This is a genomic window from Pseudomonas sp. P135 (genome assembly GCF_020312125.1).
Classification (GTDB): domain Bacteria; phylum Pseudomonadota; class Gammaproteobacteria; order Pseudomonadales; family Pseudomonadaceae; genus Aquipseudomonas; species Aquipseudomonas fragariae.
In genome coordinates, this window is record NZ_JAGPYR010000002.1 from 145,931 (window position 1) to 172,251 (window position 26,321).

The 26,321-nt window shown below is 58.5% G+C and carries 25 protein-coding genes, 4 tRNA genes and 1 pseudogene; 13 read left to right on the forward strand and 17 right to left on the reverse strand.

Translation table 11 applies throughout. From position 1 onward, the window contains the following. The first annotated feature begins 32 nt into the window (after positions 1-32). From csrA to KBY08_RS03180, 4 genes are all read left to right on the forward strand, one after another. On the forward strand, positions 33-221 hold the full coding sequence (gene csrA, locus KBY08_RS03165) for a carbon storage regulator CsrA (protein WP_002554426.1): 189 nt from the start codon (positions 33-35) through the stop codon (positions 219-221). Between the two features lie 62 nt (positions 222-283). Further along, positions 284-374: transfer RNA gene (locus KBY08_RS03170), tRNA-Ser, on the forward strand. Positions 375-483: 109 nt separating this feature from the next. Further along, positions 484-560: transfer RNA gene (locus KBY08_RS03175), tRNA-Arg, on the forward strand. An 87-nt stretch (positions 561-647) separates the two neighbouring features. After that, positions 648-724: transfer RNA gene (locus KBY08_RS03180), tRNA-Arg, on the forward strand. Positions 725-768: 44 nt separating this feature from the next. Here the strand turns inward: KBY08_RS03180 and bamE are convergent. Then, a complete protein-coding gene (gene bamE, locus KBY08_RS03185) occupies positions 769-1,260 on the reverse strand; it encodes an outer membrane protein assembly factor BamE (RefSeq protein ID WP_003406463.1) in 492 nt (163 codons plus the stop codon). A 325-nt stretch (positions 1,261-1,585) separates the two neighbouring features. Here bamE and mgtE point away from each other — a divergent pair, with 325 nt between their 5' ends. Further along, positions 1,586-3,028, forward strand: a complete 1,443-nt coding sequence (gene mgtE / locus KBY08_RS03190) for a magnesium transporter (protein ID WP_003412626.1) — start codon at positions 1,586-1,588, stop codon at positions 3,026-3,028. Between the two features lie 186 nt (positions 3,029-3,214). Here mgtE and KBY08_RS03195 read toward each other — a convergent pair whose 3' ends face one another. From KBY08_RS03195 to KBY08_RS03205, 3 genes are all read right to left on the reverse strand, one after another. Beyond that, the gene (locus KBY08_RS03195; protein ID WP_002554423.1) at positions 3,215-3,541 is read right to left on the reverse strand and encodes an Arc family DNA-binding protein; all 327 of its coding nucleotides are present in this window, start codon (positions 3,539-3,541) and stop codon (positions 3,215-3,217) included. Between the two features lie 430 nt (positions 3,542-3,971). After that, a complete protein-coding gene (locus tag KBY08_RS03200; protein WP_003406456.1) occupies positions 3,972-4,157 on the reverse strand; it encodes a PA3371 family protein in 186 nt (61 codons plus the stop codon). A gap of 36 nt (positions 4,158-4,193) precedes the next feature. Then, positions 4,194-4,433 (reverse strand): hypothetical protein, encoded by a 240-nt coding sequence (locus KBY08_RS03205; protein WP_024639118.1) that lies wholly within the window; start codon positions 4,431-4,433, stop codon positions 4,194-4,196. A 317-nt stretch (positions 4,434-4,750) separates the two neighbouring features. Between KBY08_RS03205 and KBY08_RS03210 the strand changes: the two genes are divergently transcribed. Beyond that, a tRNA-Arg gene (locus tag KBY08_RS03210) sits at positions 4,751-4,827 on the forward strand. Positions 4,828-4,839: 12 nt separating this feature from the next. Here KBY08_RS03210 and KBY08_RS03215 read toward each other — a convergent pair. Beyond that, on the reverse strand, positions 4,840-7,251 hold the full coding sequence (locus KBY08_RS03215; RefSeq protein WP_111522436.1) for a DUF3772 domain-containing protein: 2,412 nt from the start codon (positions 7,249-7,251) through the stop codon (positions 4,840-4,842). Between the two features lie 335 nt (positions 7,252-7,586). Between KBY08_RS03215 and KBY08_RS03220 the strand changes: the two genes are divergently transcribed. Then, positions 7,587-8,288 carry a glutathione S-transferase family protein gene (locus tag KBY08_RS03220; RefSeq protein ID WP_032611121.1) on the forward strand — a complete coding sequence of 234 codons (702 nt, stop codon included), beginning with the start codon at positions 7,587-7,589 and terminating at the stop codon, positions 8,286-8,288. A gap of 210 nt (positions 8,289-8,498) precedes the next feature. Beyond that, the gene (locus KBY08_RS03225; protein WP_024639130.1) at positions 8,499-9,062 is read left to right on the forward strand and encodes a TetR/AcrR family transcriptional regulator; all 564 of its coding nucleotides are present in this window, start codon (positions 8,499-8,501) and stop codon (positions 9,060-9,062) included. A 21-nt stretch (positions 9,063-9,083) separates the two neighbouring features. Here KBY08_RS03225 and KBY08_RS03230 read toward each other — a convergent pair whose 3' ends face one another. Beyond that, the gene (locus tag KBY08_RS03230; protein WP_024661056.1) at positions 9,084-9,992 is read right to left on the reverse strand and encodes an AraC family transcriptional regulator; all 909 of its coding nucleotides are present in this window, start codon (positions 9,990-9,992) and stop codon (positions 9,084-9,086) included. A gap of 138 nt (positions 9,993-10,130) precedes the next feature. Here KBY08_RS03230 and KBY08_RS03235 point away from each other — a divergent pair, with 138 nt between their 5' ends. Together KBY08_RS03235 and KBY08_RS03240 are read left to right on the forward strand one after the other, a co-directional pair. Beyond that, positions 10,131-10,874, forward strand: a complete 744-nt coding sequence (locus KBY08_RS03235; RefSeq protein WP_003406436.1) for an SDR family NAD(P)-dependent oxidoreductase — start codon at positions 10,131-10,133, stop codon at positions 10,872-10,874. Positions 10,875-10,976: 102 nt separating this feature from the next. Then, on the forward strand, positions 10,977-11,951 hold the full coding sequence (locus KBY08_RS03240; RefSeq protein WP_003406434.1) for a saccharopine dehydrogenase family protein: 975 nt from the start codon (positions 10,977-10,979) through the stop codon (positions 11,949-11,951). Positions 11,952-11,967: 16 nt separating this feature from the next. Here the strand turns inward: KBY08_RS03240 and KBY08_RS03245 are convergent, their stop codons facing one another. After that, positions 11,968-12,855, reverse strand: a complete 888-nt coding sequence (locus tag KBY08_RS03245) for an AraC family transcriptional regulator (RefSeq protein WP_032657017.1) — start codon at positions 12,853-12,855, stop codon at positions 11,968-11,970. 193 nt (positions 12,856-13,048) lie between these two features. Here KBY08_RS03245 and KBY08_RS03250 point away from each other — a divergent pair, with 193 nt between their 5' ends. Continuing rightward, positions 13,049-13,798: an SDR family oxidoreductase gene (locus KBY08_RS03250; protein WP_003406431.1), complete on the forward strand. Its 750-nt coding sequence runs from the start codon at positions 13,049-13,051 to the stop codon at positions 13,796-13,798. 80 nt (positions 13,799-13,878) lie between these two features. Here the strand turns inward: KBY08_RS03250 and KBY08_RS03255 are convergent, their stop codons facing one another. From KBY08_RS03255 to KBY08_RS03270, 4 genes are all read right to left on the reverse strand, one after another. Next, the gene (locus tag KBY08_RS03255; protein ID WP_011268502.1) at positions 13,879-14,691 is read right to left on the reverse strand and encodes an oxidoreductase; all 813 of its coding nucleotides are present in this window, start codon (positions 14,689-14,691) and stop codon (positions 13,879-13,881) included. A 64-nt stretch (positions 14,692-14,755) separates the two neighbouring features. Beyond that, complete coding sequence (locus KBY08_RS03260) at positions 14,756-15,757, reverse strand: NADP-dependent oxidoreductase (RefSeq protein WP_003406429.1); 1,002 nt, start codon at positions 15,755-15,757, stop codon at positions 14,756-14,758. 59 nt (positions 15,758-15,816) lie between these two features. Beyond that, a complete protein-coding gene (locus KBY08_RS03265) occupies positions 15,817-16,605 on the reverse strand; it encodes an SDR family NAD(P)-dependent oxidoreductase (RefSeq protein WP_024642778.1) in 789 nt (262 codons plus the stop codon). Between the two features lie 256 nt (positions 16,606-16,861). Continuing rightward, positions 16,862-17,464: a TetR/AcrR family transcriptional regulator gene (locus KBY08_RS03270; protein ID WP_003406427.1), complete on the reverse strand. Its 603-nt coding sequence runs from the start codon at positions 17,462-17,464 to the stop codon at positions 16,862-16,864. A gap of 117 nt (positions 17,465-17,581) precedes the next feature. Between KBY08_RS03270 and KBY08_RS03275 the strand changes: the two genes are divergently transcribed. Both KBY08_RS03275 and KBY08_RS03280 read left to right on the forward strand, forming a co-directional pair. Then, on the forward strand, positions 17,582-18,445 hold the full coding sequence (locus KBY08_RS03275) for an alpha/beta hydrolase (protein WP_003406426.1): 864 nt from the start codon (positions 17,582-17,584) through the stop codon (positions 18,443-18,445). 217 nt (positions 18,446-18,662) lie between these two features. Continuing rightward, entirely contained in the window at positions 18,663-19,082 is a 420-nt protein-coding gene (locus tag KBY08_RS03280) for a hypothetical protein (RefSeq protein WP_003406425.1), read from the forward strand. Here the strand turns inward: KBY08_RS03280 and KBY08_RS03285 are convergent. From KBY08_RS03285 to KBY08_RS03305, 6 genes and pseudogenes are all read right to left on the reverse strand, one after another. Beyond that, the gene (locus KBY08_RS03285; protein WP_003406424.1) at positions 19,052-19,846 is read right to left on the reverse strand and encodes an NYN domain-containing protein; all 795 of its coding nucleotides are present in this window, start codon (positions 19,844-19,846) and stop codon (positions 19,052-19,054) included. The two genes, KBY08_RS03280 and KBY08_RS03285, sit on opposite strands and share 31 nt — an antisense overlap. 117 nt (positions 19,847-19,963) lie before the next feature. Further along, positions 19,964-20,803, reverse strand: coding sequence for a methyl-accepting chemotaxis protein (locus KBY08_RS26635; protein ID WP_371136436.1), 840 nt, complete (start codon positions 20,801-20,803; stop codon positions 19,964-19,966). 15 nt (positions 20,804-20,818) lie between these two features. Continuing rightward, a pseudogene (locus KBY08_RS26640) lies at positions 20,819-21,958 on the reverse strand (cache domain-containing protein); the annotation flags it as partial. A 57-nt stretch (positions 21,959-22,015) separates the two neighbouring features. Next, positions 22,016-22,339, reverse strand: a complete 324-nt coding sequence (locus tag KBY08_RS03295; RefSeq protein WP_080267604.1) for a hypothetical protein — start codon at positions 22,337-22,339, stop codon at positions 22,016-22,018. Between the two features lies 1 nt (position 22,340). After that, positions 22,341-24,416: a PAS domain-containing sensor histidine kinase gene (locus tag KBY08_RS03300; RefSeq protein WP_024660081.1), complete on the reverse strand. Its 2,076-nt coding sequence runs from the start codon at positions 24,414-24,416 to the stop codon at positions 22,341-22,343. A 287-nt stretch (positions 24,417-24,703) separates the two neighbouring features. Continuing rightward, positions 24,704-26,155, reverse strand: coding sequence for an NCS1 family nucleobase:cation symporter-1 (locus KBY08_RS03305; RefSeq protein WP_011268495.1), 1,452 nt, complete (start codon positions 26,153-26,155; stop codon positions 24,704-24,706). Between the last annotated feature and the right edge of the window lie 166 nt (positions 26,156-26,321).

Here is a 26,321-nt window from a genome sequence, read left to right on the forward strand (position 1 = left end):
TTGTCCCTGAATAAAGGCGTAAGGAGAAAAGTATGCTGATTCTGACTCGTCGGTGCGCGGAAAGCCTGATCATTGGGGATGGTGAAATCACCGTCACCGTGCTCGGAGTGAAGGGTAATCAGGTGCGTATTGGTGTCAATGCGCCCAAGGAAGTCGCTGTCCACCGTGAAGAGATTTACCTGCGTATCAAGAAAGAGAAGGACGAAGAACCAAGCCATTAATTTTTATTGAATTTTTGGTTTGCAAACGGGGAAAAGGGTGGTTATTATACGCCCCGTGTTGCGGAGAGCTGGCCGAGTGGCCGAAGGCGCTCCCCTGCTAAGGGAGTACACCTCAAAAGGGTGTCGGGGGTTCGAATCCCCCGTTCTCCGCCATTATTTATGTAGTGCGTAAGATTGGGCTTGATCTGTAAGTTGTTGAATTTGCTAGAAAAAGTGCTTGACTAAACAATCTTACGACCTATAATGCGCGGCACCAACACATGCACTCGTAGCTCAGCTGGATAGAGTACTCGGCTACGAACCGAGCGGTCACAGGTTCGAATCCTGTCGAGTGCACCATTTAAAGTTGTTTGAAGTGTTGTAAGCAATTACAAGGTTTCCGATAACTGGCTCCAACCAGAGGTGATCTGGTCTAAAAACACCAATGCACTCGTAGCTCAGCTGGATAGAGTACTCGGCTACGAACCGAGCGGTCACAGGTTCGAATCCTGTCGAGTGCACCATACAAACGAAAAGCCCACATCGAAAGATGTGGGCTTTTTGCTTTCTAGCGTTTTCCTTTAACGCATCCGTGCTCGTCAAATGTCACCTTATGGCTGCGGCCTTTTTTCTGGTTGTACACGTAATGCAATTCTCCGTTGCGGTGGGTGACTTTGTCGGGGCGCCCCAGCAGGCTCTCGACATCACGCTGCGTCATACCGGGAGGGGTGCGCTGGTTGATGATCGCAGTCCGGCGCTGTTCGGCGCTCAGGCGGTTGCCGCAGCCATCATCGCGTGTGCCGACCACGACAACTGTCCGGTCTGCCGGTTTTTCACGCACAGTATGCGCAGTGTCGGCGGGCGGAAGCACATCGATACGGGTTCCCGGCGGCGCATTGAAGGCTTTCTGCAGACGGCTGCTGTGCCCATCCGGGCATCCCAGGGTGGTAAACGTAATCTTTCCGGATGCATCCTCGCAGCGATGCACGCTGCTGGCGGTTGCAGTTGCAGAAATGCAGAGCAGGGCGCTCCACAGCAGTAGATGATTGGCAGGTCGCATGCCCAGGGTCCTCCGTGACGGGTGTCAGCAAAGGCTAACTCCCGCCTTTGGACGGGGCGAGCGTGTTTTATTGGCTGAATGTGACGTCGAACCCTGGCTGGCTTACGGAGTTGTGCAGGTTTGCACTGCAAACGGTTGTTCTGAGCTGAATTTTCTCGCGTGCGCTTCGCTCAAAGCGGTGTATCATTGCGCCCGTCAGCTCCGCCGGGGCTTGTGGAACACCTCCATGGACATACCCAGTCGTTACTCGATAATGTTTTTCAACAATCATGAATTAACTGATTGATCTCCCGGCGTGCTCCGCTGCTGGGAGTGGAGTTCGCCTATGACCGAAAGAGAAGTAAAAAAGACGCAGGAAAGCTTGCAGGATCGCCTGGCTCAGGTCGTCGATCTGCTGCAGCGCCAGCGTATTGTTGAAGACCTGACCCACCGTCAGGAAGGTCAGCATCAGGACCGTGTAGAAAACCTGGTTCACCGGCAGAACCTCGTCGAGTTGCAACGCAAGCTCGAAGACCTTCACTCTGCCGACGTCGCTTATATCCTTGAAGCCTTGCCCCTGGAAGACCGTCTGACCGTCTGGCAGCTGGTCAAGGCCGATCGCGACGGCGACATTCTTCTTGAAGTATCCGATTCCGTTCGTGAAACCCTGATCGCCGACATGGACGATCATGAGTTGCTCGCGGCGGCACGGGACATGGACGCCGACGAACTGGCCGACCTTGCTCCCGAGTTGCCCCGCGACGTCGTTCACGAGCTCATGGAAACACTGGATTCACAGCAGCGTGAGCGCGTGCGGTCGGCCCTGTCCTATGACGAGGATCAGGTCGGTGCGCTGATGGACTTCGAGATGGTGACGATCCGTGAGGACGTCAGCCTTGAAGTCGTGCTGCGCTACCTGCGCAGGCTCAAAGAGCTGCCCGGTCACACCGACAAACTGTTCGTAGTCGATTCCGAGGGCGTGCTCAAGGGGGTGCTGCCGATCAAGCGTCTGCTGGTCAATGATCCGGAGAAGCAGGTTGGCGAAGTCATGGCCAACGATCCGGTCAGCTTTCACCCGGAAGACGATGCCTACGATGCGGCACAGGCGTTCGAGCGTTACGACCTTATCTCCACGCCGGTGGTGGACAAGAACGGCAAGCTGATCGGCCGTCTGACCATCGATGAAATGGTCGACCTGATCCGTGAGGAAAGCGAAAGCGAAGTCCTCAACATGGCGGGTCTGCGTGAAGAAGAAGACATCTTCGCGTCGGTATGGCGTTCGCTGCGCAACCGCTGGGCCTGGCTGGCAGTCAACCTGGTAACCGCGTTTCTGGCCTCGCGTGTGATCGGCCTGTTCGAAGGCTCCATCGAGAAGCTGGTGGCGCTCGCTGCGCTGATGCCTATCGTGGCCGGGATCGGTGGCAACTCCGGTAATCAGACCATCACCATGATCGTGCGCGCGATGGCGCTGGACCAGGTCAATACCGGTAATACCGCGCGATTGCTGCGCAAGGAGCTCGCTGTCGGCCTGATCAACGGCCTGATCTGGGGGGGTGTGATCGGCGTGGTCGCCTACCTGCTTTATGACAGCTGGTCGCTGGGTGTGGTCATGACCGCAGCCATGACGCTCAACCTGTTGCTGGCAGCGCTGATGGGCGTTTCCATTCCCATGGCGCTTTCCCGCCTGGGACGAGATCCGGCGATGGGGGCAAGCGTCATGATTACGGCGATGACCGACAGCGGCGGCTTCTTCATCTTTCTAGGGCTGGCGACGATTTTTCTGCTCTAAGTCTCGCGACTATTACAGTCTTTTGAAATAAAAAACCGCCGTGATCAGGCGGTTTTTTTATGCTTCGGCCAAGTCTTCATGTCGCTGTGTAACACAATAAGCCGACGACTAATAAAGAAAAAGACTACAAAAAGGCTATAACGAAAAAGGCCAGCTTTCGCTGGCCTTTGTCTGTTGCGTCAAATCTCAGGACTCTTCGGAAGCGAGTTCCGTGTCATGAGCAATCAGCGAAACAAGGGCGTTCTGTTGACGATGTGAAAGCTGACGAAAGCGTTGCAGCAGCTCGCGTTCGTGCAAGGACAGCTCAGGACTATCGAGACGCAGGCTTGGTTCATCACCAAGAGCACCTTCCTGAATCAGGCTTTGTTCGAGACGAGCAATGATCTCCGAGTTCATGCTGCGGTGATGATTCTTGGCTACCTCTTGCACGCGATTACGCATGCCGTCTGGTAGGCGAACGACGAACTTGTCAGCCGTGCGGCTGGAATAAGTAGCCTGTTTCATAGGGCTCATATATTTAACCGGTTAGTTCAGGGGAAGCGGTTCTAGCAAGTGGCCGCAAGATTGTCACAGTCTGACAATCATTTTGGCCAAATGTTCAACCGGGGTTCCAAGGGGCCGACATCATGCCGTATTACGTCGAATCCTTGGCGTCAATTCTGTGACAAATATTGACTCAGGTAGCGGCGTATTGCCAGCACCAATTATCAGAAATGCGAGCGAATTTGCAAAGTCATCGCATTTGTCCCCGGATAAAAGGGCACGCCACCGAGCCTTTTTAGCGATCATGGCCATTTGACTCTGAGTATGCGTCTAAATTCAGCGTGAGCGAGGTTAGCCGACAAAGGGTTGGCTGCGGTGCAGGAAGGTTCTTTTGGAGGAGGGGGGATTCTGGATGCGAACGGTCAGACGACCGGGCAAATTGGCGCAGGTAGCTTCGCTGTCAGCGAAGCACCGGGTCGAATTTGAAGCGACGACCGACGAACAGCGCAACCACGAAGAGACTGGCGAATACGCCGGCGGCGATATTTGCAGCGATACTCATGGCTTGTGCATTAACAGGAAGCAAAAGGTCGGCAACGACAGCCATGATCGTCAGGACCAGAAATGACAACGCGGATTTTGACATGGCTACTCTCTCTTGAAAGGGTCGCTGCGGGCGTTATCAGAAAACCCAGCGCTGTTCGGCGCGTGGAAACTGAAGTGACTCATCATCGTCATTGGCCAGCATCGCTGCGCTTGCAACGCGGTCAGTCATGATTGCCAGCTTTGGCGCCTGACTGATCTGGTGGTGCACAGGAGCAGGCGTGATGGCCTGAGCGTCCTTGATACCAGAATCCTGGAAATGAAATGCCACCAGAGCCACCAGAGCTGCCGCATTCAACGCTGAGAGAGTCTTGTTCATTTTCCAGTACCTGTGCCCGACCGTTTGGGATGAGATGTGTTCCACAGATATCAATAATGCAGTCTGCATGCCAATCAGAAAATGATAAAAAATCCTTTTAAATCAATCACTTATTAAATCAAAAAAAGTGCTCTACAGTGCGTTTTGCAATGATGGCTTTTTGGGGTGTTGCAAATTGCATGATCGGTTTATCGGGCCGTGTTTCCAGGCGACATAGGCTACAGGGTCGAAGGGCAATGACGACATGACAAAAGCGCCACATGCCGCTAAGATGCACGCCGTCCTCGCTGGCACCGATCGGTGTGTCGGCACGCAGTGTCTCAGTAGCTCAATTGGATAGAGCATCCCCCTCCTAAGGGGAAGGTTGCAGGTTCGAACCCCGCCTGGGACACCATACAAACAAGCATCACTGACTCTCCTCCGCCGCCGCCTCTTTCCCAGCCCCCTCATTAATCAACACCATGCTCTGCGGTGCAGACAGCGCTACACCCAATTCCCTCAGACGCCCCAGAACGGTAAACAACAGATCACTCCGTGCGCCACCCACAGAGCGTGGGCTGTTCACGTAGCCGCTGGCGCTGATGATCAAACCGGTATTGGTCAAGTCCTTGAAGGTGACTGAAGGCGCTGGCGCATCGAGTATCGCTTCGTGTTCGGTGAAGGCCTGCAACAGCAGTTCGCGTATTTGCAGGACGTCTGTTTCCAGGGGCAGGGTGAGGGTGATTCCGACCACTCCCAGCGCATTGCCCATGGTGACGTTACGCACGTTCTGCGTGATGAATTGCGAGTTCGGCACGATCACTGTCGAGCGGTCGCCCATCTGGATTTCGGTCGCACGGACGTTGATCCGGCGAATATCGCCTTCGACCCCCGCCAGGCTTACCCAGTCGCCGACTTTGACCGGGCGCTCGGTCAGCAGAATCAGGCCGGAGATGAAGTTCTGCACAATGGCTTGCAGGCCGAAACCTATCCCCACCGACAGCGCACTGACCACCCAGGTCAGGTTGGTAAGGCTGATGTTGAGTGTGGACATCACCACGGCCACCACCAGCACAAAGCCGATGTAACCGATCAGGGTCACCAGCGAAGCCTGCATGCCCGCGTCCATGTTGGTTTCGGGCAGCAGGCGTTCTCCAAACCACTCCTTGAGGACACGCACGCTCAGCAGGCCGACGACCAGGCACACCAGTGCTACCAGAATGTCGCCGGGGACGATGTTCAGGTTGCCCATGGATTTGGAGGTGACATCCAGCTGAGTAAAGCTGGCGAGCAGATCGCCCGGGCTTGACCCTGAAGGCAGGAACGCCAGCAGGACAGCGGTGAGCAGCAGTAAGGTGCGGCCTATGCCGGCCAGTACGGTACTTGCCTGCGCCTGATGGCGAGTGGACAAGCCCAGCGCCGACCCCAGCGCCAGGCCGCCGGGTTGCTTGGGCGACAAGAGGGTTTCGCAGATGTCACCGAAGCAGGCGATCAGCAGGTACGCAGTGGACGCCACTACGCTCACCCAGAGCAGTTTCACTGCCAGAAAGTACGCCAGCGTCAGGTAGCCGCTCAACAACGCCAGCAAACTCAGGCCGACCCACACCGCAACGATAAACGGAATCAGCCCGGCGAAGCCCGCCGGGCGCTCCAGCTCAAAGCGTCGGCGGGTGCGGCGGTAGCGCAACAGGGCGTAGAAGAACACCAGCGAAACCGCCAGTGCCGTCAGGCCATTGACCGCAACCGTCAGGGCCAGGCTGCTGGCAATCACGCTGTTGATTCGTTCCTGCGTGCCGATGACCATCAGTGCCAGCGCCAGGGCAGGGGGGAAGCGACCCAATGCGGTGGCGATCTGGTCAGGAATTTGCGGCAGGCGCCACGAGGCGTGTGCCAGCATCAACAGCGCACGGCCCAGACCGACGATGAAGGCGCAGAAGGTAATCAGCGTCTGCACCTGATCGAGCAGATTGACTACGTCGTTGCTGAGTACCGCGTTGTGGACGATCCCCCAGCGCAGCAAGGAAGTGGCAATGGTGATGGTGAGAATGGTCGACAGCCCGACAGCCAGGGCCAGAGCACTGCGGCGCAGGCGGCCTTCGGGCAGCCAGCGAATCATTGCCCAGATCAGCAGGCGCTCCAGCAGGCGCCGGACAGCCACCCAGATGAACAACGCGCCCAGCACCACGCTGATGAATTGCACACGGTTTTCCGGTGCCATCGCGTTGTTGAGCACCTGGCGCACATCCACCAGAAGCCTGTTCAGGCGTCCCAGGTCGTCATCGGTCGGGCGAATCAGCGTGGACCAGAATGCCGAACTGAGCGGGCTCGCGGTGCGCGTGCTGATCTGTGAATCGAAGAGGCTGCGGCGCAGGTTGAATATCTGCGTAGCCAGATCCCGGGCTGACTGGCTTAGCTCATTGGTCTGCCGTTCATCATTGACCAGCGCGTTTTTCTGCGCGGTCAATGTCTTGCGCTGACTGGTCAGGCTTGGCGCTTCGTCCGGTTGCACCGGCCCGAGAATGTTGAGCTGGTCATTCAGGTGTTCGATGTCGACAGCTTGCTGAGCAACCAGATTGTCGGCTTGTTTCTGGACCTGCAAAGCCGCCTGGCGCAGGCTTGAAAGCAGGTCATCGTTGGCGCTGACCGTCACTTTCTGACGGATCTGATCGAGCTGTTGATTCAGATCATCCAGGCTCGGGGCTTCCACGACAGGCGCTGCGCTGCTGGCACTATCGGCTTGGGGAGCGGGGGCATTCTGGGCCAGGGCCGGCAAGGTCACGCACAGCAAAAGCAAGGCGAGCAACCCGGTACGAAAACGGTTCAGCGAAACGTGCTGCATTCTTTTTCCTTCTTTCTCTGCGCGATGCGGCCTGGCGAGGCCTGTGGTTCGAGCCGGGGTCTTGTGTTTGAGCGGCATGTACTGGCCGCCCGAGATCAGCGGACAGGATATCAAGGTGCTCACGCTTGAGCGCTGTCAATGCGGGCCAACCCATGCCTGAGAGCTGCATTTTCAGCACAATCCTGTCCGGTTGCTAGGCTTGCTGGTCAGCCGAGCCAGATATTGTCTACCTAACAAATGTTAGGTAGACATTGACTCGGTGCAAAAGTACCGCTACGGTATGGCTACCTAACGATAGTTAGGTAGGTTTTTTACCCTACCTCACAGGCCCGACCATGACCTCCAAATTGCGACTTTTCACCTCTCCTTCGGCATTTCCGAATCCTCAACGCCTGCGTTTGTTCATCCACGAAAAAGGCATTGCCGATCAGTTCGACGAAACCATTTATGACATGACGCCGGGTGGAGAGCAGCGTGGCTGGCGTCACCTGAACATGAACCCTTGGGGTGAAACACCGACCCTGGAACTGGCAGACGGCAGCTTCATTTCCGAGACGGCCGCTATCGCGCGTTACCTGGATCAGGCTTATCCGGGCCGCAAGATCATGGGCGAGGGCGCCCTGGAGCAGGGCCTCGATAACATGTGGGATAACCGCATCTGGGTGCATATCCTCTACCGGATCGTTACGGCCTTTCACGTGCTGCACACCGGCCTCGGCTTCAAGCTTGAACTGACCAAGAACGAAGCATGGGGCGAGCATTGCCGCAAAGAGGCGCTGAGCCATGCGGCATTGGTCAATCGTCATCTGTCCGATGGCCGCGAGTGGCTGCTGGGCGGCGATGCGCCAACGTTCGCGGACATCACGCTTGCAACCGCCATTGCCTTCTCCAAGTTCCCGGTCAACGCCACGCCACTGGATGAGCGTTTCGAGTTCCTGGATCTGTACTGGCAGCGCTGGCAGAAGCGTCCGGCTTTCCAGGCCGCTTATGCTGATTGCAGCAGTGGAATTCCTGAGCTGGACTCGCCGGCCGAATGATTGAGCGGTTGTACGCGCACCTTATAGCCGGGAACGTCAAGCAGGATGTTCCCGGCGATAGCCGTTGCAGCTTGGGAGAAACCGACGATGGCCCTTTAGCAGCGTATGACCGCTGCCATGCCCACACCGTCTTTCTACCTAACAAAAGGCAGGTTTTTGAATTAGCATGTGTTGGTTTCCAGAAACGCGTCCGAAGTACAAGGCACTACGATGACCATCAACGCCCGTGAGGCGATTCTGCTTGCTGCAAGAAACATTGCCCAGTCCCAGGGCTACAACGGCCTGAACTTTCGCGATCTGGCCGCCCAGGTCGGAATCAAGCCGGCCAGTATTTACTACCACTTCCCCAGCAAGGCTGATCTGGGTGTCGCGGTTGCCAGGCGATACTGGCAGGACGGTGCCGCTGCACTCGAGACGATCTGCGAAGAAACCCCCGATCCCGGCGAAGCGTTACAGCGTTTCCCGGAAATTTTCCGGCGTTCGCTGGAAGTTGAAAACCGCCTTTGCCTGGGCACTTTCGTCGGCGCTGAAACCGACAACCTGCCGCCGGAGATGACCGAGGAAATGCAGCTATTTGCCCAGGTCAACATTGCCTGGCTGAGCAAGCTTCTGGTGGCTGCGAAGGTTTGCGCGCCCTCGGACAGCGAGGTGCGGGCGCAGGCCATTTTTTCCGCTGTGGCGGGCGCTCAACTGGTTGCCAGAAGCAGGTCGGATATTTCCCTTTTTGACACGTTGATCGACACCTATCGTGCCTGTGGGCCGCTTCCGGCCTAGAGGCCCGCCGCTCTGCGTGCATCAGGCGAGAGGCTGATTAACTGCCGCGCCCCTCGTAGCCTCGAGGATCCGCCCGGCATCCTGGGCCGGCGGAAGTCCGAACACCCTCGAATAATCCCGACTGAATTGCGTGGCGCTTTCATAGCCCACCTCGAAGGCTGCCGCCATGACACTTTTGGCGTTGGCCACCATCAGCGTTCTGGCGTGCAGCAGACGTACCCGCTTCTGGTACTGCAAAGGGCTCAGGTTGGTCACGGCCTTGAAGTGGCGATGAAACGCCGAAACGCTCATCGACGCGCGTTCCGCCAGGCGCTCCACGCCTAACGGCTCAGCGAAGTCGCGGCGGATCCACTGGATCGACATGTTGACTCTGGCCATCGCAGTATCCGGTGCGGCGATCTCGCGGAGCATCCAGCCATGAGGCCCTTGAAGTACCCGGAAGATAATCTCCCGTTCGTAGACCGGCGCCAGCGCGGCGATGGCGTCCGGGTCGCCCATCAGGCGCAGCATTCGCACCCACGCATCCATCAGTTCGGTGGTCATCGGCGCCACTGAAAACCCGGGCCTGTTCTCGAGGCGGCTGGCAGGTTTGGGCAAGTCGGCGAACAGTGTGGATAACACCGCAGGATCCAGCGTCAGGCTGACCGCCAGATAGGGTTCTCCGGACCTGGCGGGGTGTACCGAGCCCACGGCAGGCAGGTCGATGGACATGACGAAGTAGGTCGCCGGGTCATATTCGAGCGTGCTGTCACCGACGGTCATGTGCTTGCTGCCTTGCAGGATCACATTAATCATCGGGTCGTAGACCGCTGCCAGCATATGCTCGGGGATTTTGCCTTGAACCATGGCCACACGAGGTATGCCTGTTTCAGTACGGCGATTTTCAGCCTTGGCCGCGAGCAGCCGCAGTTCATCGAGTTGATTGTCCATGCTTCGCATGCTGAGGGCAGAGCATGGCGCCGTGCAAGCGAAAAGCAGAAACAGGCAGGTTTCGAGCAGGAACGGGTACGCTCCCGGTGATGGCGCTGGGTACTGTGGAGACACATTCAAACCACAGAGGAACATCACATGGGCGTCATCGTAATCACTGGCGGCAGCCGTGGCATCGGCGCAAGTGCAGCCGAACACGTGGCTCGACGCGGGATGGGGGTCATCCTTACCTACAACGCCAACCCGGAGGCCGCCGCAACGGTGGTCGAGCGTATCGCGCAGGCCGGTGGCAAGGCAGTTGCGCTCAGGCTGGATGTCGCTGACGTCGGCAGCTTCGAGGCGTTTCGAGCGTCAGTGTGCTCGGTCCTGCAAGAAGTCTGGGGCGTCGCAACACTGAGCGGTCTGGTCAATAACGCGGGTTACGGGCTGTTCAATCCGTTGGAGACGGTCAGCGAAGCGCAGTTCGATGGCCTGTTCAATGTGCATCTCAAAGGCCCTTTTTTCCTCACCCAGACATTGCTGCCGCTGATGGCGGAAAACGCCAGCATCGTCAACCTGACCAGTGCCACCACTCGCGTGGCCACTGCCGGGGTCGCTCCCTATGCGGCGTTTAAGGGCGGGCTTGAAGTCTTGACCCGCTATATGGCGGCCGAGTTTGCCGGCCGACGCATCCGGGCCAACGCTGTGTCGCCCGGCGCCATTCGTACCGAACTGGGCGGTGGGCTCAATGATGAGTTCGAGGCGATGCTGGCGGCGCAGACGGCCTTGGGCCGGGTCGGCGAACCGCAGGATGTGGCACGCGTCATCGCCATGCTGCTGTCCGAAGAGGCTGGCTGGATCAATGCGCAGACTATCGAAGTCGCAGGCGGCTACAACATCTGAGGGCGACCCCATGCTCGATCATAGCGTTCTACGTGCGACAGCCGTTCTGTACCTCGATGGCTACAGCCCCGACTTCGTCTCGAAAAAAAGGCAGCACGTCCAATGAACACACTTCTGATTTATGGCGCTACGGGCTACACCGGGCGTATGGCCGCAGAGCGGGCCAGGGCGCTCGGCCTGAAGGTAGAAATCGCCGGACGCAATCAGCAGCGCCTCGCCTCCCTCGCTGCGCAACTGGACGTGAAATACCGGGTTTTCGATGCCGACCAGGCCGAGGGTTTTTTGTCCGGCATCTCGGTGTTGCTCAACTTCGCAGGGCCATTTGTGCAGACCGCCGAGCCGTTGATGCGCGCCTGTATCAAGGCCGGTGTCGACTACCTCGACATCACCGCCGAGATCAATGTTTACCGGCTGGCCGAAAGGCTGGGCGCTGAAGCGGCGGCAAGTCAGGTCATGCTGTTGCCGGGTGTCGGTTGGGATGTCGTGCCTACCGATTCGCTGGCCGTGCAGGTTGCCGGGCGCGTGCAGGGGCCAACGGCGCTGAACATGGCGCTGCAGGTGCCAGGGTCGATGTCCCGCGGGTCTGCCATGAGTGTCAGCGAAATCATTGGTGCAGGCGTGCTCGCCAGAATCGATGGCGAACTTGTTGCAACGCCGAATGCCGAGCCGCGTCATTTTGATTTTGGTCAGGGTCCGGTCCTTTGCGTACCGTTGTCATTCGGTGATCTGGTCACCGCCTGGCATTCGACCGGCATCCCCAATATTGCAATGTTTGTGCATATCGCCGGGGATGCGTTCCCGCAAGGCGATCTGTCACAACTGCCTGATGGCCCGACGCCCGAGCAAAGGGAGGCGCATCGGGCGCGTGCAGTGGTTGAAGTGACCGATGCGAAGGGCGCGATCGCACGTTCCATGATCGAGACCGTGAACGGCTATACCTATACGCCGCTGGCGGCCGTAGAGGCTGCGCGTCGCGTGCTCGACGGCGAACGGCTGCCGGGTTTTGTCACACCGGCCAAGGTCTTCGGTGGCGGGTTCGCCGAGAGCATTGCCGGTACGCTCGTGACTGACATGTAACAACTGGGGCGACGGCTCACGACACGGCCGTCAATTCATCTGCGGGCGTCCTGAATCTTGCAGCGTCCCGCGCCGGAGGCAGGCCGAACAGCCGCGCGTACTCCCGGTTGAATTGCGAAGCGCTTTCGTACCCTACGGCATAAGCGATGGAGGTCGCATCCAGTGTGTCGAAGAGCAGCAACCAGCGCGCCTTCAACAGGCGCAGGCGCTTCTGATATTGAATCGGGCTCATCGCTGTGACGGATTTGAAGTGCCTGTAAAAGGCAGCAACACTCATGTCGGCCATCTGCGCGAGCGGTTCGACGCGAAAGGGCTCGGTGTAGTGCTCACCAATCCACTGGGTGACGCGGCGGATCTGCGTCAGTCGGCCATCCGGGCGTGCAACGTCACGAAGAATGCCACCCAGTGGTCCCTGCAAGGCCCGGAACAGAATCTCCCGTTCGATCATGGGTGCGAGGACTGCGACTTCATGCGGGCGGTCCATGAGTCGCAGCATGCGTAACCATGCATCGATCATTTCATCTGGCGCGATGATGCCCTCGAAGCAGGCGTTCTGGGGCGCTTCAGGTGCTCTGCCTTCGGCCATCAGCAGCGTGGCGATTACTTCCGGATCGAGGGTCAGGCTGACCGCAAGATAAGGTTTGTCCGGCGTGTCGGCGTGAATCTGCCCCGTCGCAGGCACATCGACAGGCACCAGAAAGTAGTGCCCCGTGGTGTATCTGGACGCATCTTCGCCGATCGACAGGGTCTTGGTGCCTTGAAGCACCAAGTGCAGCATCGGCTGATAGACCTGATCCGCACAGGCCTCGGCCCGGACCATTGACACCCGAGGCAACCCGGTGTCGGTCCACTTGTCCTGTGCGCGCATCACGATGCAGCGCAGTTCTGCCAATGATTTCTCCATACAGGCCACCGTGGGCCATATCCCGAGGCATGGCAAGCAACTTGAGAGGAACAGGCAAGGATCTGCGACTAACCGGCAAACGTTGTGCTCCTCGATGGCCGAATACTGATGACACGCGGCTGGTTGCCTGGCGGTCATTCATGATCCGATTGCAACGAGGCCTCATACCACATCACTTGAAGAAGGCCGGTTTATGAAACTCGAAGGAAAGATAGCGGTTGTCACGGGGGCGTCCAAAGGCATAGGTGCCGGGATCGCCAAAGCACTGGGCGCCGAGGGCGCGACCGTCATCGTCAACTACGCTTCCGGCAAGGCGGATGCGGACGCCGTCGTCGCCTGGATCGCAGAGCACGGCGGCTCCGCGTTTGCGGTACAGGCAGACATGAGCCAGTCAGCAGACGTGATACGCCTGTTCGAAACGGTCGGCACGAAGTACGGCGCTCTGGACATTCTGGTCAACAATGCGGGTGTCGCTGTGTTCCAGATGATCGACGACCTGACTGAAGAGGCTTTCCACACGCAATTCAACCTGAACGTGCTGGGCTACCTGCTTGCAGTGCGAGAGGCCGTCAAATTGTTGGGGCCGACCGGCAGCATCATCAATATCAGCTCGATTCTCAGCACCGACCCTTACCTGGCGTCGAGCGTGTACGCGGCGACCAAGGGCGCGGTCGATACCTTGACCTTCGCGCTGGCCAGAGAGCTGGGCGCGCGGGGCATCAGGGTCAACTCGATCCTGCCGGGGCACACCAACACCCCGGCAACCCATGGGCATTTTGCCGGTGAGTTAGGTGAGAAGATTCTGGCTGGAACACCCTTGGGTCGTTTTGGAGAGCCCGAAGATATCGCCCCCTTGGCTGTGTTTCTGGCGTCGCAGGACTCGCACTGGGTCACCGGCGAATCCATCCGCGCTTCGGGCGGGGTCAGGGGCGTCGGTTACTGACGCTATCGGTTGAACCAAGGATGCGCATGGACCGGAGAGGGCGCGTTGGCAACGTACCATTCCACCCCGACCCGTGCCATTCACTCCGGCAAGCGAAACTGCTTGCGCAAGCTCTTATCGAACGCCCCGGCAGGTGCGAAGCGCCGTAGCAGGCTGATTTGTCGGGCGGTCTTGCCGGCGGTGTATCGATGCCGGGGACGAACATCGCTCGCCGCTTTCAGCACCACCGCTGCGACAACCTCGGGCAAGTCGGCTGTCGGCATGACATCGGCGAGCAATGCACGGACCCCGGCTCGCGCCTGATCGTACGCCTGCAACTGCGAGTCCGGCTCGATGCCATTTTGATCGAAGACGGTGCGTACGTAGGCCGGCTCAATGACCGAGACCCGGACGTTGAAGGCGCGAATTTCGTGATCGAGCGATTCCGAATAGCCTTCCAGGGCGTGTTTGACCGCCGAATAATGCGCCGAGTAGGGCGCCGGTATCAGCCCCAGAACCGAGCCGATATTGATAATGCGCCCCTGACCTCGTTGGCGCATCGACGGCAATACCGCGTTGGTCATGCGCATGACGCCAAACAGATTGACGTCGAACAGGGCCTGCACTTGCGGGATCGAGAACTCCTCGGCGCCGCCCAGCATGCCGATGCCGGCATTATTGACCAGCAGGTCGATACGCCCGGTTTGCGCGAGGACGGCAGCAACGAGCGCGCGGACAGAATCGTCAGCCGTGACATTGCAGGTCAGCATGGAGACCTGTGCATCACTGTCACCGATTTTGCGGCTCGTGCCAAACACGGTATACCCGGCGCGCGCCAGCGCCTCGGCGGTGGCGCGACCGATGCCCGATGATGCACCCGTGACGATGGCGGTTCTTTTGGAAGAGGTGTTCATTCGATACTCCAATACTCGACAGGCGCGTGCCTGAAGGGTGGCTGGGCGGGGCTTTAATAAGCGCTTACTTGATCTTCACGACGACCTTGCCTTTGGCGCGGCCCTGACCCAGGTATTCAAGCCCTTCGCGGGCCTGTTCAAACGCAAAGACCCTGTCAATCACCGGTGTTATCTGGCCACGTTCAAGCAACCTGGCAATCTCGCCAAGTTGAGCGCCATCCGCGCGAACAAACAGAAACGAGTACGACACATTCTTCTTTCTGGCCAGACGCGTGATCCTGCGGCTCATCAACCCGAATACGAAGGTGAAGAACGCATTCATCCGCCGAGCCTTGGCGAATGACGCATCCAGCGGACCGACCAGTGATACGATCCTGCCGCCGGGCTTGAGGATGCCGACAGCTCTTGCAAGGTCGTCTCCCCGGGTGGTGCCGAGGACCAGGTCAACGTCGTGCAGCAACTGTTCGAATGCCTGCTCTTGGTAATTCACGACTTCATCTGCGCCCAGGCTGCGAACCAGCGCCATATTTCCTGTGCTGGTGGTCGTGGCCACTTCGGCGCCCAGGTGTTTGGCCAGCTGGATGGCGAAGGTGCCGATACCTCCAGCCCCGGCCGGTATGAACACTTTCTGGCCCGATTGAAGAGAGGCGCGCTCCTTGAATGCCTGCCACGACGTAAGCCCGACCATCGGAATGGAGGCTGCCTGAACAAAGTCCAGATTGGCGGGCTTCCGGGCGGCAGCGTGTTCCGGCACGGCGGCGAACTCGGCGATTGCGCCCCCACCCAGCTCGAACAGGCTCGCGAATACCGCGTCGCCTGCCTTGAATCGAGTGACTGCGCTGCCCACCTGAATGACCACGCCTGCCAGATCGCTGCCCATGATGGCCGGTAGTTGCAGCTTCACCACAGTCTTGAAAGCACCCGTAGTGATCATGTTGTCGATCGGGTTCAACCCGGCCGCGTGAACTTCCACCAACAGTTCATCAGGTTTGATGGCCGGTATGGGAACGTGGGTAATCGCAATCTCCGGCGATTTGCCGTAGTTCTCGAATGTCAGTGCTTTCATGACGCTCTGATTCCAGTGTCGTCGAACAAGAATGGACGCCTGCCACGGCTTGATCCGCTTCAGGCTTGCGGGCGATAGCGCTCGGCCGCCCGGGCCTGTCGAATGTCCGACAACAGCCCTTGTCGCGCCTCATCCAGCGAGTCCCAACGACCCGCCACATGCAGCGGCGGAATGGTCACCTGTTCGCGGCGGTCGTAGCCCACCAGTGCCGCATCAACCAGTTCGTCGACGTCCATCACCTCTGCAATAGTGTTCAGATCGATTCCCGCGCGCTCCCAGATTTCGGTACGGGTGGCCGCCGGGAGCACCGCCTGGACGTATACGCCCTTGGGCGCCAGTTCCACGTTCATTCCCTGGGAAAGGAACAGCACATAGGCCTTGGTCGCACCGTAGACCGACATGCCGAACTCTGGCGCAAGGCCCACCACCGATCCGAGGTTGACGATCGAGCCTGAGCCGGACTGCGCGAAACGCGGGGCCACGGCGGCCGCAAGGCGTGTCAGGGCGACGATATTGAGTGCGACAAGCTTGTCGATGGACTCGGCGTTCTGTTGGACGAAGCCTCCGGATTGAGCAATGCCAGCGTTGTTGATCAGCACATCGATGCTGGTGTCCTCACGCAGACGGGTTTCCAGAGCCGTGAGGTCGGCAGATCGAGTCAAATCAGCCTGAATGACTTCAACGGCAACGCCGTTTTCTTCACGAAGGCGCGCTGCCAGGGCATCAAGACGTGCCTTGTCACGAGCGACTGTCACGAGATTGTGACCGCGACGGGCAAATCGTTCGGCATATACCGCGCCGATGCCGCTGGAGGCACCGGTAATGAGAACAGTGGATGGCGTTGTCATGGAGGATGTACTCGTAAAGTGCGTTGAGGAGGTCGCACTTATGATTATGATCGAAATCTAAAATGTCAACGTATTGATGTTGATCGACATCAAAAAATACTCGATGCCGATCGAGCTCAGTTTTCGGAAGGGGACGTGGAGAGCATCATCGAAAGACGTCCTGGCAAATTGCATGCACACCGTCGAAACCGCTTCTGCGCAAGCGCAGTCACGACGGCGGTTGTGTGTCGATCAGGTGGAGTCAGTACGCCTGTTTTCAGTCTGACGGCGTAAGCACGGAGCGTTTCACCAACTGGAATATCGACTCGGCAGAGGGAATAGGGAATTGATCCGCCTTTCTGTCGATTATCAGGGACGCGTAACCATGTGCGGTGCTCCAGGCGAGGAAGGTGCGCTGTTCAAGCAGTTCCGGCTCGGGTTCGCTACCGTATTTCGCTACCCAGGCGTTGCGTATCGACTGGCGGAGCACTTGCAGCGTACGTTCACCCGATTTAAGCAGCCTGGGCAACGTGCGGTTTACACCCGCGCCAAACATCAATCGGAAGTGCTCCGGGTAACTTTTGGCGAAACTTACATAACCAATGCCGCAGCCCAGGAGGGTGTCGTCAAGTTCCTGTTGGACGGCAATGATGACGTCGGCCATGCGCTCATATCCATCGGCCACCACCTCTGCCAGCAGATTTTCCAGAGAGCCGAAATGGTGAGCGGGAGCGGCGTGAGAGACATTCGCCCGTCTGGCGCACTCGCGCAGTGACATCCCGCGCACTCCCGATTCACCCACGATATCCCAGGCGGCCTGACGCAGAACGGCAGGCAGATTGCCGTGGTGGTAGGTCCGCGGGGTGTCTGAAGTCGACATGTAAGGCTCCCTATCATGAAACAAAAGTTATATTCCCGTCGGCTCAGCCTATCTTGTCAGTGACAAGATAGGCTGTTCTAATGGTGCCAGATCATCTGACGGGTGTGGGGAATACCGATGAGCGACATCATCAAGAGGCTTCGACTATTGACGCTGCGCGGCACGTTCACGCTGATCAGCCGTATTCTACCGGGCATCACTGGAAGATATCTCGCTCGACGTTTTGTGACTCCGCAGGCGTCCGGACGTGCCAAGGCTGCTGAAATTCTGAGTACAGCGACGGATGTGCAAACCGGTAGCCTTGAACTGGACGGCATCAGAATTGCCACCTATGTCTGGGGCGATCCCTCCAGCCAGCCGTATGTGTTGCTGGCCCACGGCTGGTCAAGTTACGCGATGCGGTTTATCGGATGGGTGCCGTTACTGCGCTCCATGGGCTACGCCGTGGTGGGGTTCGATCAGCCCGCGCACGGGTTGAGCGCGGGCAGCATCAGTCATATGACCCAGTTCGTGGCTGTGCAGCAGCACGTGGGACGCCATTTCGGAAAGCCTTCGGCGGTGATAGCGCATTCACTCGGCGCTTCATCGATTGTTTTCGCTCAGGAACAGTCGTGGCGCCCCGAGCGTTTTATCCTGATTGCGCCGCTCCTGGCACCTACGGACAGCGTATTTCAACAGTTCGATTCAGTCGGTGTTGCCCACAAAGTATTCAAACCTTTCGAGGCCGTCCTGCATTCGCTGACCGGTCGCCGCTTTGCAGACTACGACGCCACTTCGCGACTGCCGCTGCTTGATCGTCCCGCCCTGATCATTCATGACCGCCGTGACCGCGAAACACCGTGGGAAAAGGGCGCTCGTTTTGCAGAACTATGGCCGGGGGCGCGTCTGTTTACTACTGAAGGGCTTGGCCACAATCGGTTGATTGATCATCCATCGGTGATAGACGAAGTGATGAAGTTTCTGAAACCGGATCATCGTTAACGGCATCCGCAACGAATGGCCTTTCCAACGATTCCACTCTAAAGCGTCTACACGCAGCTTCATGAAATCCGTATGTGCCAGTTGGACCTGGCTCGTTTAATTGCAAGATGAATAACGGAAGCCAGATGCGTTTCCGCTCATCACGAGCTGAGCTTCTTTTAAAAGTCCTGACGTAGCCGGACAGGCGGGTCAGCGTCTTCAGAAGCTGGAGGCCGCTATGGGTTTTAATAATTTTTCCGATGAATTGGCGGTGCTTGAAATCGTCCGCAGCGCCAACTTCGTTCGCCCTGGAAAGTTGACGTCTGGGCAAATTTATCTCGCGCTGATACGTCTTCAATCAGACGTTCCGGCGGCCGGGGATTTTATGGCCATGATTGATGAGCTGGTCAAAGAGGGTCTGCTGGTTTCAGCCGCTGTGCTGGATCACGACATCTCGTTTCCCTATGTCCAGCACATTGTTCTTGGTGTTACCGAAACAGGTGCGGCCGTACTGGAAGACCGGCGTTTTCAGGCTGACCTTTTTTACATGTGTTCGACGGTGCCGTCCCAGCTACAGCGTCAGGAAAGAACTGACAGTCGCAACTGTCAGCCCAGGACTGACAAACCTCACTTGCCCTGCAGCTTATGCCGCGCATAAAGCACTGCTGTTCCGCCAGAGGCCGCACGGGCCTGTAGCTCGAACGTTTGTGGATAGCCTTTGATCAAATCGCTCAGTTTCTTGTAGCCATGGGTACGAGGATCGAACTCCGGCCGCAGTTTGGTGATGTTTGTGCCCAGAGCGCTCAAGTGCGCCCAACCGTCTTCATCAGCGATGTCGTCCATGATTTTCGCAATGAAAGCCACTGGGGCCTTGGGCTTCTTGCTCGGCTCGGCGGCAACGGATTTGACGTTGTCTGCAGGTGCGGTGGCGTCCGATGCAGGGTCTGCGCTGGCGGGTACGGCGATCTCTTCGCGAAGCAATTCGATGTAGATGAACTTGTCGCAGGCCGCCACGAAGGGTTTGGGTGTCTTTTCTTCGCCAAAGCCATAAACGGTCAGACCTTCCTCACGCAGGCGCGAGGCCAGGCGTGTGAAGTCACTGTCGCTGGACACCAGGCAGAACCCGTCGAAACGACGCGTGTAGAGCAAGTCCATCGCGTCGATGATCAATGAGCTGTCAGTCGCATTCTTGCCTTTGGTGTAGGCGAATTGCTGGATGGGCTGGATGGAGTAGTCGAGCAGAACTTTCTTCCAGCCGCCGAGCTGCGGGCCGGTCCAGTCACCATAGATGCGCTTGACGCTGGCCACGCCATATTTGGCGATCTCTTCGAAAAGACCTTCTACGATAGCTGCTGGCGCATTGTCGGCATCGATCAGCACCGCCAGGTGCTTTTGAGAACTGTTGGGGTTTTGAACGGCCATGGATCACCCTCATACGAAAGCGTAACCATACCGCCAAAACGAGAGATTGGCGCTATTCCCCGATATTTATGCAAGGCAGGCCGCTGCCGAACGCTTCCCGGCAGCGGCCTTGGCACATCAGATCCTGAAACTGCCCACCAACTGCGTCAGTCGGGTGGACTGCTGTTCAAGGTCAGTGCACGCGCGCAGGGTCGCGTTCAGGTTCTCTACGCCTTGCTGGTTCAGCGTATTGATCTCGGTGATGTCCACGTTGATCGCTTCCACGACGGCGGTCTGCTCTTCGGTGGCGGCAGCGACCGACTGGTTCATGCCATCGATTTCGCCAATGCGTTCGGTCACGTGCTCAAGGCTTGCAACGGCCTTGTTGGCAATGCCGACCGTTTCAACGCTCTCGCGCTGGCTGTCGTTCATGATCGACACGGCTTCACGGGCACCGGATTGCAGTTGCTCGATCATCTCCTGCACCTGACTCGCCGATTCCTGCGTTCGGTGCGCCAGGCTGCGGACTTCGTCGGCAACCACGGCAAACCCTCTGCCGGCTTCACCTGCACGTGCGGCCTCGATGGCCGCATTGAGGGCCAGTAGATTGGTCTGCTGCGAGATGCCGGTAATCACGTCGAGGATCTGGCCGATGTTGGCTGTCTTGGTGTTCAGCGTTTCGATCTGCCCGCTTGCGCTGCTGATGCGCTTGGAAAGACGGCTCATGGCCTCGATGTTCTGCCCGACCACGTCCTGCCCGTCCGACGCCAGCGTTCGTGCATCGCTGGAGTGACCCGAGGCGCGCGCGGCATTCTGGGCGATCTCCTGCGTTGCGGCGCCCAGCTCATTGATGGCTGCGGCGACGCTGTTGGTGCGGTGGGACTGTTGATCGGAGTTGAGCATCGACGAGTTGGATGCATTCAGTACCCGCAGGGCAACTTCATTGAGCTGCACGGTGGAGGAGGCGACTTCACGCATCGAGTCATGGATTCGCTCTACAAAGAGGTTGAAACCATTGCCCAGATGCCCGAACTCGTCCTGGCTCTCGATGACCAGGCGCTTGGTCAGGTCACCTTCGCCGGCAGCGATATCGTGCATGGCGCGGCCCATCAGGTTCAGTGGGCGCAGCAGGACACTCAGGAGCATGCCCAGCAGCAGGATGATCAGCACCACAGCAATCACAGTGGCCACGATGGCCGAGTTTCTGAACTCGCCCAGGGCCGCGTAGGCGATGTCTTTATCCATCGCTACGCCGATGTACCAGTTGACCGAGGGCAGGCCGTCTACGTGAGCGAAGGTCAGGATCTGGGTCTTGCCGGCATACTCGCTTTCACTCAGGTCTTGCGACAGCCTGGGCGTATTCGCCGGGTAGACTTCGGCCAGCGTCTTCATCACCAGTGAGGTGTCCGGATGGACCAGGATGCGGCCATTCGCGTCGACCAGAAACGCGTATCCGTCGCCGTGCAGTCGCAGCGAACTGATCATCTTCACCAGGATTTCCAGGCTCAGGTCGCCGCCAATTACACCGGACACGCCGGAGTCTCCCTTGATCGGTGTGGCAAGGGTCACGACCAGGCCCTTGGTCACGGCGTCCAGATACGGCTCGGTCAGGATGGTTTTGCCGGCGCGAAGGGCATCGACATACCACGGTCGGGTTCTTGGGTCGTAGTCGGCCGACATGTCATCAGGCGGCTGGGTGACGAAGGAGCCATCGCTTCTGCCCTGGTAAATGCTCATGAAGGTGGCGATCAGCGTGGGTTGCCCGAGTACCCGATTCTGCTCTTGCGGGGACTGAGGCGAAGACGCGTTTTCCGCCAGGTTCTCTACCAGAAGAATTCGCCCTGAAAGCCAGTTACGGATATTGCCGGCGGTACTTTCGCTCGTCTGGTTAAGGTTTTCCTTGAGCTGCACGTGCAACGCATTGCGCTGCAGATAGTCGTTATAGAACGTGAATAGCGTGAATGCGGCGATCACCACAAGGGACGCCGCCAAGAGAATTTTATGGCTGAATTTTAAAGATTTTCTCATGCCGATATGAGCCTTTAGAGGGGTATTGCGCAAGGGGTCATAGGTAGTGGGTGGAGCAGGGGTGGTTATCGGCGGGAATCGGCGTTTATGAATGTCATGTGTCATATAAATGACAAAAGGCCTGATTTTTTCATCTTTCAGCCCCCAATCAGGCTGGCAGCTTCAGATGGCAGGGTGATTCAGGTCGAGGTACCACTGGGCATAGGGCGTGTTTTTCACCTTGCGCCGATTGAAATCCTCGGTGCCATCGGTCCACCAGACTTCACCGCGCTCGCCCAGCGCAACTTTGGCCTTGTCGACACTGGCCCGAGCCGCCTTCAGGGCTGCGGGGTCTTCGTATGCCTTGGCGGCCTTGACTGCACGACGTGCAGCCATCAGCTCATCCACCAGATTCTGGCGGACGTCGTCGCTCAACGAGGGATTGGAGCACCGCCAGAGTTGCCCCTTGACCACGAAATACCGACCATCCGGCGTGGTCGGGTTCACCTCACGAATACCCGCGGGCGACCGCGTCAGCGCCGATCAGACCTGTCACTCGCCCGGCCAGCGCGTCCAGCCCGAACGGCTTGGTCAGCACTTGCGTGCAAGGCCGCAGGTGGCAATCGTCCAGCACGGATGTCTTGGCGTAACCGGTGATGAACAGGGTCGGCAAGCCAGGTCGACAGTCACCGGCCGCATCGGCCATTTCCCGGCCATTCATGCCGCCTGGCAAGCCTATGTCACTGATCAGCAGGTCGATGCGTGTGTCCGACTGCAGGATCTGCAAGCCTGATTGTGCGTCTGCCGCCTCCAGGCAGTTGTAGCCCAGACCGCTGATGACTTCGGCGACGAGCATCCTCACCGAGGGTTCGTCGTCTACGACCAGAACGGTTTCGCCGGTGTGATGCGGCGGCTCTTCGATGACTTCCGGCTCAACGGCGCGGGGAGCGTTTTCAGCGGTGTGGCGTGGCAGGTGCATGACCACGCTGGTGCCCTGGCCTTCGACCGACTCGACGCGAATCTGCCCGCCGGACTGGCGCACAAAGCCATACACCATCGACAGCCCGAGACCGGTGCCGGCACCGATGGCCTTGGTGGTGAAGAATGGTTCAAACGCTTTGGCGGCAATGTCCGGACTCATGCCGATGCCCGTGTCGGTCACGCGGATGCTCAGGTGCTCGCCGGCAGGAATGCCGTGATCCGGGTCGGTGCACTCTTCGAGGGACGCATTGGCGGTCTCGATGATAATGCGCCCGCCGTTGGGCATTGCGTCACGGGCGTTCAGGCACAGGTTAAGCAGCGAGCTTTCCAGCTGGGCATGATCGATCAGCGCGGGCCACAGGTCATCATGGGCGACGACCTTGATGTCTATCTCCGGGCCGACCGTGCGCGCGATCAACTCTTCCATGTCATGAATCAACCCGTTCACGTCGGTGACTCTTGGCGACAGTGTCTGGCGTCTTGAGAACGCCAGCAGGCGGTGGGTCAGCGATGCGGCGCGGCGTACTGCGCCCTGGGCGACCGACACGTAACGGTCGACGTCACCGACGCGGCCCTGGGCCAGGCGTTTGGTGATCAGTTCCAGGCTGCCGGAAATGCCGGCCAGCAAGTTGTTGAAATCATGGGCGATGCCCCCCGTCAGTTGTCCGACGGCATCCATCTTCTGCGAGTGACGCAGGGCGTCTTCGATCTGCTCGCGTTCGAAAACCGCTTGTTCGATGCGCTGTTCGAGTGTCTGGTTGAGTTCTCTGACCGCTTCTTCGGCTTTTTTTCTGGCGGTTACATCGATAGAGGAGCCGATCAGACCGATCACGTCGCCGCTGGCATCGAGCAGCGGCGCTTTGGTCGAGAGCCATATCGCTGCAGAGCCGTCAGCCAGGTTGACCTGTTCTTCGATCTGTTCGCTGACATTGCTCTGCATGATCCGGCGGTCGGTTTCCATGAGCGTCCGCGCCTGTTCCTGATCATCCAGAAATTCCAGGTCCGTCTTGCCAATGAAAAACTCGGGCGGCTTGCCGATCAGGTCAGCGGTGCCACGATTGGCGACCAGCATTCGACCTTCGAGATCCTTGGCGTAGACAACGCCGGGAACGGCAGCTGTGAATATTCTCAGCAACTCGTTGAGGCGGTCGCGCTCGTCTTCGGCAGTGCGACGGCCGTCTATATCAAGCAATACACCCGGACTGCGAATGGGTTTGCCACGACTGTCGCGTTCGATTCTTCCGCTGGCTTCGATCCAGCGATAAATACCGTCTTCATGGAGAACCCGGTATTCGCATCGATAGGTTTCGCTACTCTGCAGCGCTTCCTCGATTGACTTGTCGACTCTGGCCGAATCGTCAGGATGAATGGAGGCAATCACCAGTTCCAGTGGCAAACCTTTGGCGCACAGCTTCGGGCACAAGCCGAAGGTCCGGGCAAAACGCTCATCGCCGGTCAACTGATCGGCAATGATGTCCCACACCCAGGTACCGACAACCGCCCCTGACTCCAGGGCAAGTTGCAGCCGCTCGGCTGCTTCCTGCGCCGAGGGAACGGGTGGCTGGGGGGCGAATGGCCTGCCGCCAAAAACATCATTGCTCATCACTATCGACCCACTTGAACGCCTGGTTCACAAAGACTCAGTCATAGGGCAGCGCAGCGGCCTGAAAGTTGTACAAAATTTATTCTATTTTGTGCTTCAGGCCTCACAAAACGATGAGTGACTCTCGATCATTCAATGATTCTGGAGTGGATGATATTAAATTAATATCATCCGGGGCGTGCGCTATTTTCAGCGGAGCAGGCAGGGCGGCGCTTTCAGGTCATGCCGGGCTTGGCGAATCCTCTGAAAGCGCTGGTTTCATTCAGGTATTGGCGTCTTGCGACGTCTCAATGCTGGCCGACAGGCGCAGGAAGGTTGGCAGCCTGTACGGGCGACCAGCGGGTCAACGCGTAAAACACTGCGCCGCCCAGGATGCAGCCGGTAAACCAGGCGAAGTTGGCAATCGGCTTGAACCACTCGACAAAGGTGAAGCACAGACCGACCAGTGCGGTGAGCAGCAATGCCTTGACCGCGATCCAGTTCACGCCGTTGGTGTACCAGTAGCGACCGCTTGGCGTGTCATCGAACAGGGCATCCACATCGATCTGCTGCTTCTTGATCAGGTAGTAATCCACCAGCAGGATGCCGAACAGTGGGCCGATACAGGCCGCCAGCACGTCGAGGGTGTAGTGAATCACTTCAGGGTTGTTGAACAGGTTCCAGGGCGTAATGAAGATCGACGCTACCGCTGCGATCATGCCGCCTGCCCGCCAGCTGATGCGGCTGGGCGCCACGTTGGCGAAGTCGAAGGCGGGGGAAACGAAGTTGGCGACGATATTGATGCCTACCGTGGCGGTGACGAAGGTGAAGGCGCCGAGCAGCACGGCCGTGGTGTTGTCGATGCGCGCGACGGTCGCAATCGGGTCGTGGATCATCTCACCGAAAATCGGCAACGTGCCCGAGACGATCACCACTGTTACCAGTGAAAACGCCAGAAAATTCACCGGTAAGCCCCAGAAATTGCCGCGGCGCACGTCGGCCATGCTGCGGCAATAGCGGCTGAAATCACCGAAGTTCAGCGTCGGCCCGGAGAAATACGAGACCACCAGCGCAATGGCCATGACCACCTGGCCGAACGCTGCCCAGCCGGACAACTCCTTTTCAGCCAGAGTAAAACTGATGTTGTCCCAGCCGGCGCGCCAGACAATCCAGCCTGCCAGAGCGAACATCACCGCATAAACGGCAGGGCCGGCCCAGTCGATGAAGCGCCTGATCGACTCCATACCCGTCCAGAACACCGCGGCTTGCACCACCCACAACGCCAGAAAGCCGAACCAGCCGAGCCAGGACAGTCCGAGAAATGTCACGCTTTGATAGACGGCCAGTTCCGGGAAGAAGCGCAGCACCACGATCACCAGTGCGCTGGACGCCAGGTAGGTTTGAATGCCGTACCACGCCACCGCGATCAGCCCGCGAATGATGGCGGGAATGTTGGCACCGAACACGCCGAAAGCCAGGCGGCAGATGACCGGGTAGGGCACGGCGGCTTGCTGACTGGGTTTGGCGACCAGGTTGGCAATCACCTGAATGATGCAGATCCCCACCAGCAGGGCGATCAGCACCTGCCAACTGGCCAGGCCCAGGGCGAACAGACTGGCGGCAAAAACGTAGCCGCCGACGCTGTGCACATCGCTCATCCAGAACGCCAGAATGTTGTACCAGGTCCACTTCTGCGGCACCGGCCCCAGATCGTGGTTGTGCAGGCGCGGGCTGTACCCGGCCGGGCGTTGATCTGTCATTGCGTGACTCCCTCGGTGTGTCGTGACGGGATCGGAGTACGATCGATGATTTTTTTGTATACGATCGTGTACGCAAAACATGTGCCATACGATTTCTCGTTGGTAGGGAATGGCTGCGAGTCTTGTTTTAGGGCGTTTTTACTGAGACAGGCGGGTAAAACGGGCA

Excerpts from the sequence above, each read along its gene's own strand:
- csrA (WP_002554426.1), top strand. The coding sequence starts at position 33 with ATGCTGATTCTGACTCGTCGGTGCGCGGAAAGCCTGATCATTGGGGAT.
- bamE (WP_003406463.1), bottom strand. The coding sequence starts at position 1,260 with ATGCGACCTGCCAATCATCTACTGCTGTGGAGCGCCCTGCTCTGCATT.
- mgtE (WP_003412626.1), top strand. The coding sequence starts at position 1,586 with ATGACCGAAAGAGAAGTAAAAAAGACGCAGGAAAGCTTGCAGGATCGC.
- KBY08_RS03195 (WP_002554423.1), bottom strand. The coding sequence starts at position 3,541 with ATGAGCCCTATGAAACAGGCTACTTATTCCAGCCGCACGGCTGACAAG.
- KBY08_RS03200 (WP_003406456.1), bottom strand. The coding sequence starts at position 4,157 with ATGTCAAAATCCGCGTTGTCATTTCTGGTCCTGACGATCATGGCTGTC.
- KBY08_RS03205 (WP_024639118.1), bottom strand. The coding sequence starts at position 4,433 with ATGAACAAGACTCTCTCAGCGTTGAATGCGGCAGCTCTGGTGGCTCTG.
- KBY08_RS03215 (WP_111522436.1), bottom strand. The coding sequence starts at position 7,251 with ATGCAGCACGTTTCGCTGAACCGTTTTCGTACCGGGTTGCTCGCCTTG.
- KBY08_RS03220 (WP_032611121.1), top strand. The coding sequence starts at position 7,587 with ATGACCTCCAAATTGCGACTTTTCACCTCTCCTTCGGCATTTCCGAAT.
- KBY08_RS03225 (WP_024639130.1), top strand. The coding sequence starts at position 8,499 with ATGACCATCAACGCCCGTGAGGCGATTCTGCTTGCTGCAAGAAACATT.
- KBY08_RS03230 (WP_024661056.1), bottom strand. The coding sequence starts at position 9,992 with ATGGACAATCAACTCGATGAACTGCGGCTGCTCGCGGCCAAGGCTGAA.
- KBY08_RS03235 (WP_003406436.1), top strand. The coding sequence starts at position 10,131 with ATGGGCGTCATCGTAATCACTGGCGGCAGCCGTGGCATCGGCGCAAGT.
- KBY08_RS03240 (WP_003406434.1), top strand. The coding sequence starts at position 10,977 with ATGAACACACTTCTGATTTATGGCGCTACGGGCTACACCGGGCGTATG.
- KBY08_RS03245 (WP_032657017.1), bottom strand. The coding sequence starts at position 12,855 with ATGGAGAAATCATTGGCAGAACTGCGCTGCATCGTGATGCGCGCACAG.
- KBY08_RS03250 (WP_003406431.1), top strand. The coding sequence starts at position 13,049 with ATGAAACTCGAAGGAAAGATAGCGGTTGTCACGGGGGCGTCCAAAGGC.
- KBY08_RS03255 (WP_011268502.1), bottom strand. The coding sequence starts at position 14,691 with ATGAACACCTCTTCCAAAAGAACCGCCATCGTCACGGGTGCATCATCG.
- KBY08_RS03260 (WP_003406429.1), bottom strand. The coding sequence starts at position 15,757 with ATGAAAGCACTGACATTCGAGAACTACGGCAAATCGCCGGAGATTGCG.
- KBY08_RS03265 (WP_024642778.1), bottom strand. The coding sequence starts at position 16,605 with ATGACAACGCCATCCACTGTTCTCATTACCGGTGCCTCCAGCGGCATC.
- KBY08_RS03270 (WP_003406427.1), bottom strand. The coding sequence starts at position 17,464 with ATGTCGACTTCAGACACCCCGCGGACCTACCACCACGGCAATCTGCCT.
- KBY08_RS03275 (WP_003406426.1), top strand. The coding sequence starts at position 17,582 with ATGAGCGACATCATCAAGAGGCTTCGACTATTGACGCTGCGCGGCACG.
- KBY08_RS03280 (WP_003406425.1), top strand. The coding sequence starts at position 18,663 with ATGGGTTTTAATAATTTTTCCGATGAATTGGCGGTGCTTGAAATCGTC.
- KBY08_RS03285 (WP_003406424.1), bottom strand. The coding sequence starts at position 19,846 with ATGGCCGTTCAAAACCCCAACAGTTCTCAAAAGCACCTGGCGGTGCTG.
- KBY08_RS26635 (WP_371136436.1), bottom strand. The coding sequence starts at position 20,803 with ATGCGTGAAGTCGCCTCCTCCACCGTGCAGCTCAATGAAGTTGCCCTG.
- KBY08_RS03300 (WP_024660081.1), bottom strand. The coding sequence starts at position 24,416 with ATGAGCAATGATGTTTTTGGCGGCAGGCCATTCGCCCCCCAGCCACCC.
- KBY08_RS03305 (WP_011268495.1), bottom strand. The coding sequence starts at position 26,155 with ATGACAGATCAACGCCCGGCCGGGTACAGCCCGCGCCTGCACAACCAC.